Source organism: Streptomyces canus (genome assembly GCF_041435015.1).
GTDB classification, from domain to species: Bacteria; Actinomycetota; Actinomycetes; order Streptomycetales; family Streptomycetaceae; genus Streptomyces; species Streptomyces canus_G.
On the sequence record NZ_CP107989.1, the window covers coordinates 9,517,052 to 9,533,930 of the forward strand.

Below are 16,879 nucleotides of genomic sequence, written 5' to 3' on the forward strand. Positions count from 1 at the left end.
TACTGGTGTCTCCGGGCGGACTCTCCATGCACAACTCACCTGTGAGTAAAGTGAGTTGACGATACGCCAGGTGTGTGATCCGGGTCACGTCAGCTTCCCGTCAGGTCACTGGCGGGATGACGTCAGCCCGGTCTGTTTGCATGTGTTCACCGAGGCCTCGACCACTTCGCCCCGGCGCTCCGCCCCCTCGGGCAGAGCCCCCCACCACCGAGGAGAACCATGGCCGAAACCGTGGCCGGTCCCGCGCACGACGTCGCGGGCACCGCCCCCGAGTTCCCCATGCCGCGTGCCTCCCGCTGTCCCTTCGACCCGCCGCCCGGTCTCAAGGAGCTCCAGGAGCAGGGGCCGCTCGCGAAGGTACGCCTGTGGGACGGCAGCGAGCCCTGGCTCGTGACCCGCTACGCCGAGCAGCGGGCCGTCCTGGGCGACCCCCGGGTCAGCGCCGACACCGAGCAGCCGGGCTATCCGACCAAGGCCAGTGCCGAGGCCGGTGAGGGCAAGCTCAGCTTCATCATGATGGACGACCCCGAACACGCCCGGCTGCGCCGGATGGTGACGGCACCGTTCGCCATCAGGAAGGTCGAGGCCCTCAGGCCCGCCGTACAGCGGATCGTGGACGGCCTGATCGACGACATGCTGGCTGGTCCCGGTCCCGTCGACCTCGTCGAGGCCTTCGCCCTGCCGATCCCGTCGCTGGTCATCTGCGAACTGCTCGGCGTGCCCTACGCCGACCACGCGATGTTCCAGGACAACACCAGGACGATGGTCCGCACGACCGCGACCCCCGAGGAACGCGGCGCCGCGACCCGGGAGATCGCCGGATATCTGGCCGGTCAGATCGCCCGGCGCCTCACCGACCCCCAGGACGACCTCCTGTCGGGCATCGCCGGGCGCGTCGCCGCGGGGGAGCTGACGCACGGGCAGGCCACGGAGATGGCCCTGCTCCTGCTGATCGCGGGCCACGAGACCACCGCGAACATGATCACGCTGGGTACCGCCGCCCTCCTCGAACACCCTGACCAGCTCGCCCTGTTGCGTGACACCGACGACCCCAAGCTCGTCGCCTCGGCGGTCGAGGAACTGCTGCGCTACCTCCACATCACGCACCTGGGGCGCCGGCGCGCGGTCACCGAGGACATCGAGCTCGCCGGGCAGGTCATCAGGGCCGGCGAGGGCGTGATCATGGTCAACGAGATCGGCAACCGCGACCCCGAGGTGTTCGAGGACCCCGACCGCCTCGACATCACCCGCGACGCCCGCCGCCACGTCGCGTTCGGCTTCGGCGTCCACCAGTGCCTCGGCCAGCCGCTGGCCCGCATGGAGCTCCAGGTCGTCTACGGCACCCTCTACCGGCGCATCCCCACCCTCAGGCTCGCCTGCGCCCTGGAGGACGTGAGGTTCAAGCACGACGCGTTCATCTACGGCATCCACGAACTGCCGGTGGCCTGGTAACGGCTCCCGCCCACCCACGACAACCGCGAGAAGGACAAGGGGAATCCCATGAAGGTGGAACTGGAAGCCGACAAGTGCGTCGCCTCCGGGCAGTGTGTGGTCGCCGCCATGGACGTGTTCGACCAGGACGACGAGGGCATCGCGATCCTCCTGACGGAAGAGGTCGGCGACGACCAGGTCGACGACGTCAGGGAAGCCGTCGCCGTCTGTCCGGCCGCGGCGATCCGGCTGGTCCAGGCGTGAGGCGGATCGCCGTCGTCGGCGCCTCGGCCGCCGGGCTCTCGGCGGCCGAGGCGCTGCGCCGGCAGGGGTACGACGGCGCGATCACCCTCATCGGCGAGGAGCCCGAACCTCCCTACGACCGACCGCCGTTGTCCAAGCAGGTCCTGGCAGGGGAGTGGGAGCGGGACCGGCTCGCCCTGCGCACCCCCGCCGACCTCGCCGCGCTCGACCTCGACCTGCGGCTCGGTGTCGCGGCGAAGGGCCTCGAACTCGGCTCCCGCACAGTGGAGTTGGGCGACGGATCCGAGGTGCCGTACGACGGGCTGATCATCGCCACCGGAGTACGGCCGCGCCGGCTGCCTGGTGAGGGCGCGCACGTGCTGCGCACCCTGGACGACGCGCTCACGCTGCGGGAGCGGCTGAGCGCCGGGCAGCGCCTGGTCGTGGTGGGCGCCGGTTTCCTCGGTGCGGAGGCCGCCGCGGTCGCCTGGCGCCTCGGTGCCGAGGTGACCGTCCTCGAACCCGCCGCGGTGCCGCTGGCGCACGCGGTCGGCGCCGAGGGCGGGCGGATGCTGGCCCAGGTCCATGTGGACCGGGGCGTCGACCTGCGCTGCGGAGTCACCGTGACCGAGGTGACCGAGGACGGCGTCCGGCTCGCCGGTGGCGAGGAGATCGAGGCGGACGAGGTGCTCGTGGCCATCGGCTCGCTGCCCAACACCGAGTGGCTGGAGGGCAGCGGGCTCACGGTGGGCGACGGGCTGGTGTGCGACCAGTACTGCGAGGCCGCGAAGAACGTGTACGCGGCCGGCGATGTCGCCCGCTGGTACAACCCGTTGTTCGGCACCTCGATGCGGATCGAGCACCGCACCAACGCGGCCGAGCAGGGCATGGCGGCCGCCCGCAACCTGCTCGCAGCCGAGGGGGCGCGCAAGCCGTTCGCGCCCGTGCCGTACTTCTGGTCCGACCAGTACGACATGAAGATCCAGGCCTACGGCTTCCTGCGCGGGCACGACGAAGTCGCCGTCGTGGAAGGTGACTTGGCGCAGCGCCGGTTCGTCGCGGGGTACCGCACCGACGACCGCGTCAGCGGTGTCCTCGCGGTGGGCATGCCGCCCAAGGCGATCCGGCGGTGGCGGCAGGCCATCGCTACCGGAGCGGCCTGGCGCGAGACCGTGCGGACGGGCGTCCCGGCGGCCGACGTCTGAGTGTTCGGGGGGGCGCGGGCCACGGGTCGGCTGCCGGCGTTCCCTCCCGTACCCGCCCCGTACCCGCGCTCAGGCCCTCCGTAGGTTACTTGAGTTACGCAACAAGATGGTAAACTGGCCAGTATGCCCTCACAGCCGCTCCCCGACGTCCCCGCGTCCCCGGAAGTCATCGAGATCGAGCGGGCGCTCACCCGCATCACCTACCTGAGCACCCGGGCCCGGCAGCACGACCGGCTGATGGCCCTGGCCGAGGTGCCGCTGGACCGTGCCGCCGTGGCGCTGCTGCGGCAGGTCGCCGACACCGAACCGATGCGCCCGGGCGAGCTGGCCAACCGACTGGGTGTGGAGGCCTCCCACGTCACCCGCACCGTCCAGCAGCTGCAGAAGTCGGGTTATGTCACGCGTGTCCCCGACCCCGACGACCGGCGCGCCCAGCGCATCCAGCTCACCGAGACCGGTCAGCAGGCGATCGACCGCATCCGCGACGCCGGCGCCCGCGGTATGCAGCTGGCCCTGGCGGAGTGGTCGCCCGAGGAGCTTCGGCAGCTCGCCGGGCTCTTCCATCGCATGGTGGACGACTTCCTCTCCTACTCGATCGACGACGACAGCGAGGAGCCGACACCGGCCGGGACCGCCTGAAGCTCATCGCACCGGAAGGCGTGGAGCGGACGGTCGCACCGCGGGCTCGCGAAGCCCCCGCAGCAGCAGGCCGCCCAGCGCGGGCAGGACGATCAGCGGTACCAGCGCGGTCCGCAACGACGTGGCGTCGGCCAGCGCCCCTACCGCCGGGGCGGCCAGCCCGCCGACGCTCACCGTCAGGCCCAGCGTGACCCCGCTCGCGGTACCCACCCGCCCCGGCAGAAAGTCCTGGCCGAGGGTGACGTGCAGGGAGAACGGCACGTACAGGCAGGCCGAGGTGAGGGCGACGAAGAGATACACAGCGGGGCCGGGGACGAGCACCAACCCGGCCACGGCGAGCACGGTCAGCGCATACGCCCGGCGCACCACCGCGACGCGCCCGTACCGGTCGGCGAGCCGGCCCCCGAGGACCGTGCCCACGGCACCGCCCGCGTAGAGGACGCACAGCGCCGCCGTACCGGCCACGTCCCCGCCGCCGACGCGCTCACGGACGTACAGCGAAACGAAGGCGCTCAGCCCGACGAACACGACCGACCGGCACACCACCGCGCCCGCGAGCCGCAGGAACGACGGCCAGTCGTCGCTCCCGGAGCTCTCGGTCGGCCGTCCGGTCTGCGCGCGGACCCGGGACGCGCGTACCGCCGCAGCGCACAGGGCCGCACCCGCCACGGCCGGCACGACCAGCAAGGGTGAGGCGTTCAGCCCGCCCGTGGCGATCACGGCGGCGACCAGCAGCGGGGCAAGGGCGAAGCCGACATTGCCGCCGAGCGCGAACCACCCCATCCCCGTGTTGCCGCCGGACGCGACGGCTCGCGCGGCCCTGGCGGCCTCCGGGTGGTAGGCCGCGACCCCGATCCCGGACACGGCGACCGCCGCCAGAGTGAGCGGATAGGAGCCGACGACCCCACTCAGCGCCACCCCCGAACCCGCGGTCAGCGCGCTCAGGGGCAGCAGCCACGGCATCGCCCAGCGGTCGGTGAGCGCGCCGAACAGCGGCTGCACCACCGACGACAGCAGGGACGCGGCCAGGACGATGCCCGACGCGGCCGCATACGAAGAGGCGCGCTCGGCGACGAAGAAGGGCACCAGGGCGGCGACGGCCCCCTGGTACACGTCCACACAGGCGTGACCGAGCGACATCAGCGTGAGGGAACGATTCCTGGACACCGGACGAGCTTCGCCCGAGTGGTGTCCGGCCCGCTTTCGATAATCTGCCCATTGATGTCGAACATCCGCCACCCGGCCATGCGCCACACCCCTTCGGCGCCCACGCGTGCCCAGCACCTCGCCGCAGGCGAACGCATCGACGCCCACCGGCACGACGACCACCAGATCGTCTACGCGGGTTCCGGTGTCCTCGCGGTCACCACCGACGCCGGCACCTGGTTCGCGCCCGGTACCCGCGCCATCTGGGTCCCCGCGGGCACCACCCACGCCCACCGCGCCCACGGCCGGCTCGACCTGCACCTGGTCGGCCTCCCCGCCGACGACAACCCGGTCGGTCCGGACGCCCCGACCGTCCTCGCCGTCGGCCCGCTGCTGCGCGAGCTGATCCTCGCCTACACCCGCGACCCGGCCGACGACAGCCCCGAACGTCACCGCCTGCTCGCCGTCCTGCGCGACCAGCTGCGCGCCTCGCCCCAGCAGCCCCTGCTGCTGCCCACCCCCACCGATCCCCGGCTGGCCGAGGTCTGCGCGCTCGTCCACGCCGACCCCGCCGACCCGCGCACCCTCGCCGCCCTCGGCGCCGCGACCGGTGCCTCGGAACGCACCCTCAGCCGACTGTTCCGCGGCGAGTTCGGCATGACCTTCCCACAGTGGCGCACTCAGTCGAGGCTCTACCACGCCCTGCGCCTGCTGGCCGACGACGTCCCCGTCACGACCGTCGCCCACCGTTGCGGCTGGTCCTCCGCGAGCGCATTCATCGACGTCTTCCACCGCTCCTTCGGCTACACCCCGGGCACCCACAACCGTCGTTCCCGGTGAGGGCGGAGGCCGCCGCACGAGGTGCCTGTACCGTCCAGTAATGTGCGCGGCAGCCCCCCAGGAGGAGGAACCGTGTCACGGTCCCCACGCTCGCCCCTGCTGCTCGCCGGCCTGCTGGCCACCGCGGGCGTCACCCACTTCGCCGCACCACGTCCGTACGACGCCACCATCCCGCGGGCCCTGCCCGGCAAGCCCCGGACCTGGACCTACGCGAGCGGTGCCGTGGAGCTCGCGCTCGCCGCCGGTCTGGCGCTGCCGAAGACCCGGCGGACCGCGGCGCTCGCCACGGCCGCCTTCTTCGTCGGGGTGTTCCCCGCCAACGTCAAGATGGCCGCCGACTGGCGTGACCGTCCCGCACCGCTCAAGGCGGCGGCTCTCGGACGGCTGCCGCTGCAACTGCCGCTCGTGCTGTGGGCACGCAGCATCGCGAAGAACGGGGAGGGCCAGGCATGAGCAAGGCGATCGAGACCGGCGACATCGTCGAGGACTTCGAGCTCCCGGACGAGACCGGCACCAGCCGCAAGTTGTCCGAGCTGCTCGCCGACGGCCCGGTCGTGCTCTTCTTCTACCCCGCCGCCCTGACCGCCGGCTGCACGGCGGAGGCCTGCCACTTCCGCGACCTCGCCGCCGAGTTCGCCGCGGCCGGCGCCCGGCCGGTGGGCATCAGTGGCGACACCGTCGAACGCCAGCAGGAGTTCGCCGGACAGCACACCCTCGGCATGCCCCTGCTGTCCGACGCCGACGGCAAGATACGCGAGCTCTTCGGCGTCAAGCGAGGCTTCTCCCTGGCTCCCACCAAACGCGTCACCTTCGTCATCGCCCAGGACCGTACGGTGCTGGAGGTCGTCCGCAGCGAGCTGCGCATGAACACCCACGCCGACCGCGCCCTCGCCGCTCTCCGCGAGCGCGGAAAGTGACGGTCGCAGGACGGAGGAGCCCCGCAGTCCTCCGTTTCGGTTGAACCGGCCGGACAAAAGAACGATCCTGAACAAATGGTGCACGGATCTGCTGCGGCGATCGTCGATACCCGAGGTGTGGTGAGGGGCTGGAGCGAGGGCGCCCGCGAACTGACGGGATACCCGGCGGACGAGGTCGTGGGCCGCTCGGCCCGTGACCTGCTCACCGAGGCCCCGACGGCCGAGGCCGTCGCGGATCTGGTCGGCGCCGTCGTGCTGCGCCGCCGTGACGGCTCGTCCCTCGCGCTGCTGCTCACCGCCTGCGCCGTGCTCGGTGAGAACCGGGAATGCTCCGGCTACATGATCACCGCCGAGGCTCCCGGTGGCCCCGAACCGACCCTGGCGGGCCAGGCCTTCCAGCACGCGTCCTTGGCCATGTCGGTCTTCGACGCGAGTCAGCGCTACCTGCGGCTGAACGATGTGGCCTGCCGGATCATGGGCGTACCGCAGGAGGCGCTGCTGGGGCGACACTTCCCGGAGAGCGTGGAGGACCGTCTGGCGCATCGCGGCTGGCTCGCCCATCTGCGCCAGGTCGTCGACACCGGCCGTCCGGTTCGGTACGAGAGCTTCACCGGGGCTCCCGCGCTGAACCGGGAGCACGCGTGGACCACCGACATGTGGCCCCTGCGGGACGGCGACGGTGAGGTCCACGCGGTGGCCATCGCGTCGTTCGACAGCACCGAGCAGTACTGGGCCCGGCGGCGACTGCTTTTGCTCAACGAGGCGGCGGCCACCATCGGCACCACCCTCGACGTGGTGCGCACCGCCGAGGAACTCGTCGAACTCCTCGTGCCCCGGTACGCCGACTTCGCCAGCGTGGACCTCCTCGACTGGGTGCTCGGCGCGGACGAGCCGCCGACCGCGCTGGAGGGCGACGTCGTCCTGCGCCGCGTCGCCCACGCCTCCGGCCACGAGGGCACCCCCGAGGCCGCCGTCCGCCTCGGCGAGACGGACGTCTACCCTGCCTCCTCGCCGCCCGCGCGGGCCCTGCGGGAGGGACGGGGGGCCCTCAGCCAGGCCGGCGAGCCCGACTTCGTGCGCTGGGTGGCCGAGCGCAACGCCCGCGCCCCGGCCGGCCGCTCGTACCGCAAGGGCGTCCACTCGGTGCTCGCCGTGCCGCTCAAGGCCCGCGGCACCACCCTGGGCGTCGCGGTCGCCGTCCGCATCGCCCACCCCGACGACTTCGGGGACGACGACGCCGTCCTCGGCGAGGAACTCGCCAGCCGGGCCGCCGTCTGCGTCGACAACGCCCGCCGTTTCGCCCGCGAACGCACCACCGCGCTCGCCCTGCAGAGCAGCCTCCTGCCGCGCGGCCTGCCCGGACAGGCCGCGGTCGAGGTCGCCCACCGCTATCTGCCCTCCGGCTCGCTGGCCGGCATCGGCGGTGACTGGTTCGACGTCATTCCGCTCTCCGGCAGCCGCGTCGCCCTGGTCGTCGGTGACGTCGTCGGCCACGGCATCCCCTCCTCGGCGACCATGGGCCGCCTGTGCACGGCAGTGCGCACCCTCGCCGACGTCGACCTGCCGCCCGACGAACTCCTCACCCACCTCGACGACCTCGTCACCCACCTCGCGTCCGACGACCGCCCCGACGAGGGGGGTGAGGTCGCCGAGCTCGGCGCCACCTGCCTCTACGCCGTCTACGACCCCGTCTCGCGCCGCCTCACCGCGGCCTCCGCCGGTCACCCGCCACCCGCCGTCGTCCTGCCCGACGGCACGGCGCGCCTCGTCACCCTGAGCACGGGGCCCCCGCTCGGCGTCGGTGGCCTGCCCTTCGAGGCGACGGAGATCGAACTGCCCGAAGGGGCCGTGGTCGCCCTCTACACCGACGGTCTGACCGAGGACCGGGACCGCGACGTCGATCACGCCACCGACGAACTGTGCCGCGCGCTCACCGCGAAAACGGACACCCTCGACGAGCTGTGCGACACCGTCCTGAAGGCCGTACTGCCCGAGGAGCCCGGTGACGACGTGGCCCTGCTGCTGGCCCGCACCCGGGTTCTCGGCGCGGACCGGGTCGCCACCTGGGGCGTCGAGCCCGACCCCGCGCACGTGGCCGTCACCCGACAGGCCGCCACCGAGCAACTCGCCGTCTGGGGACTGGAGGAGGCCTCCTTCGTCACCGAACTCGTCGTCAGCGAGCTGGTCACCAATGCCATCCGCTACGGCGAACCGCCCATCCAGCTCCGGCTGATCCGTGACCGCACCCTCATCTGCGAGGTCTCCGACGGCAGTTCCACCTCACCGCACCTGCGGCGCGCCCACGCCTTCGACGAGGGCGGCCGCGGGCTGCTGCTGGTCGCCCAGCTCACCCAGCGCTGGGGAAGCCGGCAGACCGGCAGCGGAAAGACGATCTGGGCCGAGCAGTCGCTGGAACCGCCCGACTTCTGATCACTGCGCTCACTCGAAGGAGCAGCCGGGGTTCGGCACGTCCTCCGAGTACGGCGAGCCGTGCGGGAGCACGTACAGCACTTCCAGGACGAGCGGGGTGGTCCCTTCGTTGCGGCCGAGGTGGACGTCGCTCGGCCCGCCGGGCTCGCGCACCACGGTGCCCTGCCGATAGACGCCGTCACTGGCGCAGTCGGCGTGGTAGTGGCTGAGGGTGCCCTGCTTGACGTACCCGTAGACGGGACCGTCGTGGTAGTGCCAGCCGGTCGCCTGACCCGGCGGGACGGTGATCTCTCTGAGGACGTAGTCGGTGTCGCCCACGGTCTTCTGGGCGATCAGCGTGCCGGTCACTCCGGGGCCGGGCGGGGTCGCCTGTGCGGTGCCGCCGGCGAAGACGGTGGCGGTGACGACCGCGCCGGATATGGCGGTACGGAGCGCGATGCGCATACGGAAGGCCTCCTGGCTCGTGTTCTGGGCGACGCATGTCGCGGTGAACGTCGCTGTGAACATAGAGGCACGGAAAGCCAGTTGGGGGGAGATTCGGTGGATCTTCCAGCTCAGTTCTCCTCGGCGGCGACCTGGGCCAGGGTCCGGCCGGTCCGCACCGAGCGTGCCCGGCGCGGATCGGGCGTGCCGTGCCCCGGTGCCCGCCCCTCGGCCGCCTTCACCAGCAGCCAGGACCCCTCACGGAACCGGGTGAGCGCGTACGTGCCGTGCAGTTTCGATCCATGCAGCCGGAACGTGGCGTGCCCGCGCTTCAGCGACTGGCCGAAGTCCACGGGACGTCCCTTCTTGTCGTGGCTGAGGGGCTCGTAGGTCCCGTGGTCCCAGACGATCACGGTGCCGCCGCCGTACTCGCCCTGCGCGATCACGCCCTCGAACTCCTCGTACTCCAGCGGATGGTCTTCCGTGGGCACGGCGAGCCGCTTGTCCTGGGGGACGTCGGAGGGGCCCTTCGGGACCGACCAGGACTTCAGCACGTCGTCGATCTGGAGGCGGAAGTCGAAGTGCAGGGTGCTCGCGTCATGGATCTGCACGACGAACCGCGGCTTAGCACCGGTGTGCCCTTCCCGGCCCTCGGGCTCACCAGTGCGCGCGAAGTCCCGCTTGCCGCGGTAGTCCCGCAGTCGCTCAGTCACGCGCCCCGGGTACCCCTCCCGCGCTTCAGAACTCCTCGTGCACCTCCGGGTCCCCGCCGAGGCGCCGGTGCGCACGGTCGGCGATCGCCGCCATCTCGGCCTCGCTCAGCTCGAAACCGAAGACGTCGAGGTTGGTGCGCTGCCGCTCGGGGTCGCCGGACTTGGGGATCGGCAGGGCGCCGAGCTGGATGTGCCAGCGCAGGATCACCTGGCCGGGCGTGACACCGTGCGTCTCGGCCACGTCGGCCACGGCCGGATCGTCGAGGAGGTCCGAACCCCGGCCCAGCGGACTCCAGCTCTCCGTCACGATGCCCTTGTCGGCGTGGAAGGCGCGCAATTCGTCCTGCGGGAACAAGGGGTGCAGCTCGACCTGGTTGACGGACGGCAGGACCCCGGTCTCCTTCTCCAGCTGCTCGATGTGCGCGGCCGTGAAGTTGGAGACCCCGATCGACCGTACGAGACCCTCCTCGCGCAGCTTGATCATGGCCTTCCACGAGTCGACGTACCTGTCGACGCGGGGGAGCGGCCAGTGGATCAGATACAGGTCCACGTACTCCAGGCCGAGACGGGCACGGGACTCCTCGAAGGAGGCCAGGGTCTCCTCGTGGCCGTGATGCCGGCCGGGCAGCTTCGTCGTCACGAGGATCTCCTCGCGCGGGACGCCGCCGGCGGCCACGCCACGGCCGACACCGGTCTCGTTCCGGTAGTTCGTCGCCGTGTCCAGGAGCCGGTAGCCGCTCTCCAGGGCGGTGGCGACCGCCCGCTCCGCCTCGGTGTCGTTCATCGGCCAGGTGCCCAGACCGAGGGCGGGGATCTTCGTACCGTCGTTGAGCGTGTGTGCCGGGATGCTGATCACGTCCGGACCTTCCCTTGACTGAGTCGTCCCCCCAGCCTCACGGACAGGGCGGGCAATGATCAACCGGACGGGCGCGGACGAGGACGGCGGACCCTCGTCAGGGGACGGTGTGGGCCGTGCCGCCTTCAGCGGCGAGTGCTTCGGCGATCCGCCGGTGGGCCTCTCGGCGTTCCCCGTCCGGGAGGGGCGGCAGGAGCTCTTCCCATACGGGAAGGAAGGTTCCCCGAAGCTGCATCAGCCCAGCAGGTCGCGCGAGCAGCCAGAAGTGCAGGTGGGCGGCTCCGTCGCCCCACCGGTTGACGTGGACACGGGCGACACCGTCGAGAGCGCGCACCGCCCGCTCCGCCCGCTGGAGCAGGGGGCCGAGCTCGGCCGCGCGTTCGGCGGGCAGGTCGGACAGGTCGTAGTGGCCGCGCGGCTGCAGCATCACCACCGCCGGGAGGCGGGACTCGGTGCCGACCGCGTCCAGCCGCCAGTGGTCGTCGGACCAGAGGGCTTCCGTCACGGGCTTGCGGCAGGTGGGGCACTCCTCGGGGCCGTCCTCGCCGGAGCGGGCGGGCTCGGGGAGGACGGGGGGCTGCAAGGGCTTGACCCGGAGGTCGCCTTCGAAGGGGAAGGTTTCCCAGGCAGTCACCGAATCGGCGGGAAGGGGCAGCTGTTCGCCCGCCCGCAGGCGCCGTACGAAGGGGCTGGGCTCCTGGGGAGTTGAGGGAACGGTCACGCTGGGCAGTCAACCATGGGTGACGTGCCCCGTGGGGCGCGGACTTCGGACGGATGACGGCGATCAACGGAGCACGCATGACGACGGACACGGGCACGGCGGAGTGGGACGCGGGCATCGAGGTGAACCCGGTGGCCGGGCACATCGGAGCCGAGATCACCGGGGTCGATCTGGCCGGCGAACTCGACGACTCCGTGGTCGCCGCGATCCGGGCGGCGGTGCTGCGCTGGAAGGTGGTGTTCTTCCGCGGACAGAAACTCGACCACGCCGGCCATGTGGCCTTCGCCCGCAGGTTCGGTGAGCCCGTCGTCCTGGGCAGGCGCGGCAGCGCGTCGCCCGCGGAGTTCGCGGAGGTCGAGACGACCGCCGACCGTCTGGAGCTGGGCGGGAAGTTCGGCATGGAGCACGAGGAGTGGCTGCAGCGTCGGCGGCACACGCTGCTGCGCGGCTGGCACTGCGACCACGGCGCCCGCATCGACCCGCCCGCGGCGACCATCCTGCGCGCCGAGACCGTTCCGCCGTACGGCGGCGACACCACCTGGTCCAACCTCGCGGCCGCCTACGCCGGGCTGTCCGCTCCGGTACGGGAGTTCGTGGACGGCCTGCGCGTGGAGCACCGGCTCGGCGTCGGCTACCAGCCCCGCCCGGGCGACGACGCCTACGTCCGCCACCTCCTGGACCACCAGGTCGCCTCGCTGCACCCGCTGGTGCGGGTGCACCCCGAGTCGGGGGAGCGGATCCTCTACGTCAACGGCTACTACGTCGAGCAGATCGCCGACCTCTCCCGTGCCGAGAGCCGGGCGATCCTCGACATGCTCCTCGAACAGGCGGTCCGGCCCGAGTACACGGTCCGCTTCCGCTGGGAGCCGGGCAGTGTGGCCTTCTGGGACAACCGGGCCACCATCCACCTGGCCCCCGGCGACAACGCCCACCTCGGCTTCCCCCGGACCATGCACCGGGTGATGCTGGCGGGGGACGTGCCGGTGGGGGTGGACGGGAAGCCGTCGGAGGCGATCACCGGGACCGAGGTGGGGCGCTGGTGACGGCGCCACGGGGCGGTGCCGATCGGACCGCTCGACCGGCGGCCCCAGCCGGTGGCCAGGTGGCCCGGGTCTGACGTCGGTACCCCCGTTCGTCAGGGGGTGGGTCGGGGGCGGGCCCGTGCCGTCGGTGCTGTGGGCCTCGCTTCTCAGGCCGCCCGGGGCGTCGGCCCTGCGGCCGATTTCTCCCGTTGGTACTCCGGGGCGTCGTTGCTGGGGTCGTTCGGGGCGTCGGTGGCGGGGCCGGCCTGCGTCGCGGGTGCTGTGGGCCGTCGTTTCTCGTGTGCCCTGGGCGTCGGCCCTGCGGCCGACTTCTCCTGTCGGCGCTCCGGGCCGTCGCCCCTCCGTCCATCCGGCCCGTCGCACGTCGGCCCGCCCCCGGCGTCGCTTCTCGGCCCGCCCGGGGGCGTCATCTCTCGGCCCCTCGGCCGCCGGCCAGGCCTACGCGCCCGGCCGCCACCCCAGCGCCGGTCCCAGTTTCGTCGCCATGTCGGTGAGGATCTGCACGTAGTCCTCGTGCTCGAAGGTGAACGGCAGTGCGAACGCCACCTCGTCGACCTCACGGAACGCGGCGTGCGCGTGCAGCCGTTCGGCGATCTCCTCCGACGTGCCGACGATGTCGGGCGCGAACATCAACCGCGCAGGGCCCTGCGGTGACGTGGTCCGAGGGGTGCGCTTCGCCGCGTACGCCTCGTACGTCGCGCGCTGCTCCGGCGAGGCCGAGTCGGTGGGGATGACGACGAGCCCCTGGGACACCCGGGCGTCCGCGCCGTCCGGGTGGGCCGCGCGGAAGGCGCGGATGTGAGAGAGCTGGATCTGAGCGAAGTCGTACGGGCCCTCGGTGCCCTCCGCCTTGACGACGCTGCTGGTCAGGAAGTTCATGCCGTGCTCACCGGCCCAGCGTGCGGAACTCAGGCTGCCGCCGCCGTACCAGAGCCGTCGGCCGAGGCCGGGGGAGTGCGGCTGCACCCGGTCGGAGAACACCTCGAAGCCCTGCACTCCGCTGAAGTCGCTGGCCGGCTTGCCGCGCACGAAGTCCAGCAGCCGTCGCACCCGCTCGTAGGAGAAGTCCTCGGCGTCGGCCGTGTCCGGGTACAGCGCCCCCTTGACCTCGTCGAAGTGCATCGGCGGGCCCACGCTCACGCCCGGGTTGATCCGGCCGCCGGACAGGATGTCCACTGTCGCCAGGTCCTCGGCCAGCCGCAGCGGGTTCTCCCAGCCGAGCGGGATCACGGCCGTGCCGAGCTCGATGCGGCTGGTGCGCTGCGAGGCCGCCGCCATGACGGCCACGGGGGACGAGATGCCGTACTGGAGATGCCGGTGGCGCAGCCACGCGCTGTCGAAGCCGAGCCGCTCGCCCAGCTCGATGATCTCCAGCGTGGACTCGTGGCCGCGCCGCGGATCCGCCTCGTCGAACAGGCCGATGGTCAGGAAGCCCAGCTTGCGCAGAGGACGGGGGGACGACGGCACGGGCTCCTCCGGGTTGTTTGATGTATCAAGTAGTACGTCAGGGCCAACCCGCCCGTCCCGCATGATGTTCCCGATCGCCGGGCCCTTCGAGTCACGATCGGGGCAAGGGAATGGTCACCTCGTCCTCGACCGGCGGGTCGATCTCCTGGGCGAGGTTGCCGGTGGCCGCGAAGCAGCGCAGACGCACCGCCTCCGGAGTGACGTCCAGGCGCAGGAAGCACTTGAAGAACGGCGGGCTGTAGGTCGCCGAGCTGGGCGAGAACAGCTGCGTGTAGATCTTGCGCACCGGCAGGCGGAACCGCGAGGTGCGGTCCGGGCGGCCGCCCGCGCCCAGGAGACTGGCGACCAGGCGGGTACGGAAGGTGACAGGCGCCGGCTCGCCCCGGAGGCGGGTGGGCGGGATGCCGAGCCGCTCGGCGATCACCGCGGTGGCCTCGGCCTCGGTGAGGGTGAAGAAGCGGCGCAGGTGCAGCCGGCGGCCGTAGAGCCTGCTGTAGAAGGCCAGGGAGTCGCCGCGCAGTGGATAGCAGCGGAAGTCCTTCTCCGCGACGTTCGCGATCGAGATGTGCGGGATGGTGTGGGTGGCGTGCATGAACGCGCCGCCGCCGCCCGAGACGACGTACTGGATGGTGCGGCCGTCCACGTCGACCGGGTAGCGCTGGTAGTTGTGGATGTCGCCGCCTATCGCCGCGACGTAGTGGTGCTCCGGGGCGCGCACGATGTCGTCGACCGTGCCGCCGCCCTCGATGGCGCAGGGGTGGTGCTCGCCGTCCACGTACAGGGGCGAGCCCGTGATGAGGATCTTCGGGCGCGGGCCCTGCGAGACCTCGCGCAGCCAGGCTCCCTGTTCGGCGTCGATGGTGCCGAGCAGCCCGGTGTCTATGCCGATGATGCGCAGCGGGCCGGCGTCGACGGCCCAGTACGGACCCGGCTGGACGCTCCGTTGAGCCGGTGCCGCACGCAACCGGCGTGCCTCGTCGAGGCGTTGGCCGTCCTCGGCGCGCGGTCGGTGCCACAGCAGGGAGCGCAGCCAGGCGCGGGTCAGGGGGCGGGGCGCGGGCTCGGGATCGAGGGGCGGGGCGTCGTCGCAGAAGACGCGCATGAACGCGCCGAGGTCCTCGTACCAGTCGTGGTTGCCGGGTATCGCGTAGATCGGCGCCGGGTAGTCCTGGTACGGCCGGAAGAACTTGGTGCCGTAGTCGTCCGCGCTGCCCACCGGGTAGATCACGTCACTGGCGACGACCGCGAACCGGGTGTCCTGACCGATCTTCAGGAACCCCGGCACGACGGCGTATTGAGGGTCGTCGCCCTCGCCGGTGTCGCCGATGACCATGAAAGAGAACCGTTCGGGGTCCGCGCGCCGGATCACCTTGTCGGCGGGTGCGCCGGCGGCCGCGCGCTGGGCCACCCATCGGTTCCGGATACGGCCCGTAGGGTCCCCGAACCAGGAGGCGACCACGCCGTTGCGGGCGGCCCACAGCGTCCTCGGGTTCAGCCACGAGATCTTCTCGACCTTGGACGGCATCAGCCGTCGGTACTGGCCGAGTTGGGCGGAGCCCCAGCCGGCGCCTTCGGCGGTATCGCGTGAGGAGTCAGACACCGGTGCACCGTAACAACGATCTAGAACCAGCCAGGAAGGGGGGAGTCCCGTAAGACACTCCCCCGTTCCCGGGCATCACCGGATCCGCGGGGACTCCAGGGGGATGACTCTCACCTCTGCGGGCTGTGCGGTGCGGCCCACTGCGGATCCTGCGGTGCGCGGGCGTGGACCACCCTGTCCTCCTGGTTCTCGAAGAGCGGGTCGGGCTGCGGTGCGGCGCTCTCCGTCGAGGCGGACGAGCGGTTCCAGTCGCCGTCGCCGAGCACCAGGAGCGGGTCGAACATGACCACCACTCCGGCCAGCAGCAGAAAGATCACCGGTCCCAGGAGCATGGGCAGCAGCAATGAGGTGGGCGACTCACCCGCCCACGAGCCGCCGGTTCTGCTGTGCACATGGACGCTGACCGCGGACATGCCCGTGTAGTGCATCCCCGTCACGGCGACGCCCATGATCAGACTGGCCCCGAGGCTCGTCATGAAGCCCCGGATCGTGACGGCCGCCCACAGTGCCGCGGTCGCCGCGACGATCGCGATGACCACGGAGAGCGCGACGGCGGTGGCGTCGTACCGGATCGTCCCGTTGAGGTGCAGCGCCGCCATACCGAGGTAGTGCATGGCCGCCACGCCGAGTCCGGTGATCACACCCGCGAAGGACAGGTTCAGGGTGCTGGCGCCGCGATAGCCGACGATGAACACGCCGATGCCCACGACGACGATGGCCACGGCGAGACTGAGGACGGTGAGGCCGGCGTTGTAGCGGATCCGGGTCTCCACGACCTGGAAACCGATCATCGCGATGAAGTGCATCGTCCAGATGCCGCAGCCGATCGAGGCGGCACCGAGCGCCAGCCAGCCTGCCTTCCACGCCGGGTTACTGAGCAGGGTGCGCACGATACAGCGCAGCCCCAGAGCCCCTCCCAAGCACGCCATCAAGTAGGCGGCGACCGGGGTCACCGCACCATAGCGGAACCCGTCAACCGTGCCTTCCATAAGCCAACTCCCCCCAGGGTCTTGGCTGGTTGTCGTCGAAGGGTTACGGCAGGCGATCCGGTAAAGCAAGGCATTACCGGTGGTAAGCGGAGATCTCTCGAATAGCGCGGTTGAACTTAAGTCACCATGAGGCGGGTTTCAGCCAAGCGGCCTTCCAGGGGCCCCTGCTGTGCCAGAGTTGAGCGAATGTCAGGTCCTCGACCGGGGACTGGGGCG

17 protein-coding genes are annotated in these 16,879 nt (G+C 71.6%); 9 read left to right on the plus strand and 8 right to left on the minus strand.

The window, feature by feature from the left end; translation table 11 throughout:
- The first annotated feature begins 219 nt into the window (after positions 1-219).
- From OG841_RS43380 to OG841_RS43395, 4 genes are all read left to right on the plus strand, one after another.
- On the plus strand, positions 220-1,452 hold the full coding sequence (locus OG841_RS43380; protein ID WP_371569846.1) for a cytochrome P450: 1,233 nt from the start codon (positions 220-222) through the stop codon (positions 1,450-1,452).
- A 48-nt stretch (positions 1,453-1,500) separates the two neighbouring features.
- The gene (locus OG841_RS43385; RefSeq protein WP_328636342.1) at positions 1,501-1,695 is read left to right on the plus strand and encodes a ferredoxin; all 195 of its coding nucleotides are present in this window, start codon (positions 1,501-1,503) and stop codon (positions 1,693-1,695) included.
- Positions 1,692-2,879, plus strand: coding sequence for an NAD(P)/FAD-dependent oxidoreductase (locus tag OG841_RS43390; protein ID WP_371569848.1), 1,188 nt, complete (start codon positions 1,692-1,694; stop codon positions 2,877-2,879). Before OG841_RS43385 ends, OG841_RS43390 begins: the two co-directional genes overlap by 4 nt.
- A 123-nt stretch (positions 2,880-3,002) precedes the next feature.
- On the plus strand, positions 3,003-3,518 hold the full coding sequence (locus OG841_RS43395; RefSeq protein ID WP_371569850.1) for a MarR family winged helix-turn-helix transcriptional regulator: 516 nt from the start codon (positions 3,003-3,005) through the stop codon (positions 3,516-3,518).
- 3 nt (positions 3,519-3,521) lie between these two features.
- Here the strand turns inward: OG841_RS43395 and OG841_RS43400 are convergent, their stop codons facing one another.
- The gene (locus OG841_RS43400) at positions 3,522-4,658 is read right to left on the minus strand and encodes an MFS transporter (protein WP_371571000.1); all 1,137 of its coding nucleotides are present in this window, start codon (positions 4,656-4,658) and stop codon (positions 3,522-3,524) included.
- 81 nt (positions 4,659-4,739) lie between these two features.
- Here OG841_RS43400 and OG841_RS43405 point away from each other — a divergent pair, with 81 nt between their 5' ends.
- The 4 genes from OG841_RS43405 (at position 4,740) to OG841_RS43420 (ending at position 8,851) form a co-directional block, all read left to right on the plus strand.
- Positions 4,740-5,504 carry an AraC family transcriptional regulator gene (locus OG841_RS43405; protein WP_328636340.1) on the plus strand — a complete coding sequence of 255 codons (765 nt, stop codon included), beginning with the start codon at positions 4,740-4,742 and terminating at the stop codon, positions 5,502-5,504.
- Positions 5,505-5,576: 72 nt separating this feature from the next.
- A complete protein-coding gene (locus OG841_RS43410; protein ID WP_266520018.1) occupies positions 5,577-5,957 on the plus strand; it encodes a DoxX family protein in 381 nt (126 codons plus the stop codon).
- Complete coding sequence (locus OG841_RS43415; RefSeq protein ID WP_328636339.1) at positions 5,954-6,421, plus strand: peroxiredoxin; 468 nt, start codon at positions 5,954-5,956, stop codon at positions 6,419-6,421. The genes OG841_RS43410 and OG841_RS43415 overlap by 4 nt, the downstream gene beginning before the upstream one ends.
- A 75-nt stretch (positions 6,422-6,496) precedes the next feature.
- The gene (locus OG841_RS43420; RefSeq protein WP_371569853.1) at positions 6,497-8,851 is read left to right on the plus strand and encodes a SpoIIE family protein phosphatase; all 2,355 of its coding nucleotides are present in this window, start codon (positions 6,497-6,499) and stop codon (positions 8,849-8,851) included.
- A 9-nt stretch (positions 8,852-8,860) separates the two neighbouring features.
- On the opposite strand, the gene OG841_RS43425 is transcribed toward OG841_RS43420, so the two are convergent.
- The 4 genes from OG841_RS43425 to OG841_RS43440 all read right to left on the minus strand — a co-directional run bounded on the left by OG841_RS43425 (position 8,861) and on the right by OG841_RS43440 (position 11,564).
- On the minus strand, positions 8,861-9,295 hold the full coding sequence (locus OG841_RS43425) for a cupin domain-containing protein (protein WP_328643446.1): 435 nt from the start codon (positions 9,293-9,295) through the stop codon (positions 8,861-8,863).
- A 110-nt stretch (positions 9,296-9,405) separates the two neighbouring features.
- Positions 9,406-9,987 (minus strand): DNA polymerase ligase N-terminal domain-containing protein, encoded by a 582-nt coding sequence (locus tag OG841_RS43430; RefSeq protein ID WP_371569855.1) that lies wholly within the window; start codon positions 9,985-9,987, stop codon positions 9,406-9,408.
- Between the two features lie 25 nt (positions 9,988-10,012).
- Positions 10,013-10,843, minus strand: coding sequence for an aldo/keto reductase (locus tag OG841_RS43435; RefSeq protein ID WP_371569857.1), 831 nt, complete (start codon positions 10,841-10,843; stop codon positions 10,013-10,015).
- Positions 10,844-10,940: 97 nt separating this feature from the next.
- Positions 10,941-11,564: an HIT family protein gene (locus OG841_RS43440; RefSeq protein WP_328636335.1), complete on the minus strand. Its 624-nt coding sequence runs from the start codon at positions 11,562-11,564 to the stop codon at positions 10,941-10,943.
- A gap of 77 nt (positions 11,565-11,641) precedes the next feature.
- On the opposite strand from OG841_RS43440, the gene OG841_RS43445 reads away from it, so the two are divergent.
- The gene (locus OG841_RS43445; protein WP_328636334.1) at positions 11,642-12,607 is read left to right on the plus strand and encodes a TauD/TfdA dioxygenase family protein; all 966 of its coding nucleotides are present in this window, start codon (positions 11,642-11,644) and stop codon (positions 12,605-12,607) included.
- A gap of 438 nt (positions 12,608-13,045) precedes the next feature.
- Here OG841_RS43445 and OG841_RS43450 read toward each other — a convergent pair whose 3' ends face one another.
- The 3 genes from OG841_RS43450 to OG841_RS43460 form a co-directional block, all read right to left on the minus strand.
- Positions 13,046-14,074 (minus strand): LLM class flavin-dependent oxidoreductase, encoded by a 1,029-nt coding sequence (locus OG841_RS43450; RefSeq protein ID WP_328636333.1) that lies wholly within the window; start codon positions 14,072-14,074, stop codon positions 13,046-13,048.
- A 91-nt stretch (positions 14,075-14,165) separates the two neighbouring features.
- Entirely contained in the window at positions 14,166-15,674 is a 1,509-nt protein-coding gene (locus OG841_RS43455) for a metallophosphoesterase family protein (protein WP_371569860.1), read from the minus strand.
- 110 nt (positions 15,675-15,784) lie between these two features.
- Positions 15,785-16,663, minus strand: coding sequence for an MHYT domain-containing protein (locus tag OG841_RS43460; RefSeq protein WP_328636331.1), 879 nt, complete (start codon positions 16,661-16,663; stop codon positions 15,785-15,787).
- Positions 16,664-16,879 lie beyond the last annotated feature (216 nt).

Coding starts and splice junctions, on each gene's coding strand:
- OG841_RS43380 (WP_371569846.1), top strand. CDS start 220: ATGGCCGAAACCGTGGCCGGTCCCGCGCACGACGTCGCGGGCACCGCC.
- OG841_RS43385 (WP_328636342.1), top strand. CDS start 1,501: ATGAAGGTGGAACTGGAAGCCGACAAGTGCGTCGCCTCCGGGCAGTGT.
- OG841_RS43395 (WP_371569850.1), top strand. CDS start 3,003: ATGCCCTCACAGCCGCTCCCCGACGTCCCCGCGTCCCCGGAAGTCATC.
- OG841_RS43400 (WP_371571000.1), bottom strand. CDS start 4,658: ATGTCGCTCGGTCACGCCTGTGTGGACGTGTACCAGGGGGCCGTCGCC.
- OG841_RS43405 (WP_328636340.1), top strand. CDS start 4,740: ATGTCGAACATCCGCCACCCGGCCATGCGCCACACCCCTTCGGCGCCC.
- OG841_RS43415 (WP_328636339.1), top strand. CDS start 5,954: ATGAGCAAGGCGATCGAGACCGGCGACATCGTCGAGGACTTCGAGCTC.
- OG841_RS43420 (WP_371569853.1), top strand. CDS start 6,497: ATGGTGCACGGATCTGCTGCGGCGATCGTCGATACCCGAGGTGTGGTG.
- OG841_RS43425 (WP_328643446.1), bottom strand. CDS start 9,295: ATGCGCATCGCGCTCCGTACCGCCATATCCGGCGCGGTCGTCACCGCC.
- OG841_RS43445 (WP_328636334.1), top strand. CDS start 11,642: ATGACGACGGACACGGGCACGGCGGAGTGGGACGCGGGCATCGAGGTG.
- OG841_RS43460 (WP_328636331.1), bottom strand. CDS start 16,663: ATGGAAGGCACGGTTGACGGGTTCCGCTATGGTGCGGTGACCCCGGTC.